The 654-nt window shown below is 42.5% G+C and carries 1 protein-coding gene; it reads right to left on the bottom strand.

Annotated features, from left to right (window positions below; genetic code table 11):
- Nucleotides 1-24 precede the first annotated feature (24 nt).
- The coding region (locus GVN22_RS28615) for a transglycosylase SLT domain-containing protein (protein ID WP_166554189.1) at nucleotides 25-654 on the bottom strand (630 nt) is incomplete at its 5' end.

Genomic DNA, 654 nt, shown 5'->3' with positions numbered 1-654 from the left:
ATATGTTTCTAAAAACGTTTAAGTTCATTTGAAAACCTTGATGGTTTGTTTGAAAAAATCCTTGATGAGCCCTTTCACTGCTTGCCATGAATCAGGGCGCACGATAAAGTAGCCCGTTGCTACAAAGAAGCTAATTCCTAGGATCCACAACAAAGCCCTGCCAGTTTGGGAACTAATCGACCCTGTCGTTAGATTTGTTTTGTCGTAGCCGACTGGCAAGGCTTTGTTTAGGAATAGTTTCACTTCTGCCACTGTCACCACGCCATCTGAGTTGTAATCAAGTGGGTTGCTATTGTAAGCCGTTGTACCTTTACTGTAAAGCACAGTATTGTCAGATTTGCCGAATGCTATGGGAAAGTGTACCAAAAAATAGAGCTGATAAGCATCTTTAGGCACACCTCTTTCCTTGATTCTTCGTTTGAGGTATTCTCTCACATAAGGCAATTGCTGGACATGGTTCATCTTGTAAAGTGCTGCGGTACTTGTCCCTAGGTCTTTGGCTGTACTTTCTAAAAACTGAATTAATCCTGTAGCCGTCCCTTTAGGGTTTCGAGCCTGTGGATTGAGCCTTGACTCTGCCCACATGACAATCATGAGCCAATCAGGATTTTTGATACCTAGGTCTGAACAAATCGCCTTAACCGTATTCTCAAA

Source organism: Cellulophaga sp. BC115SP, assembly GCF_009905545.1.
Classification (GTDB): Bacteria; Bacteroidota; Bacteroidia; order Cytophagales; family Spirosomataceae; genus Flectobacillus; species Flectobacillus rivi.
The sequence above is the reverse complement of the archived record's forward strand: the minus strand, read 5'-3'. Positions and strand labels throughout refer to the sequence as shown.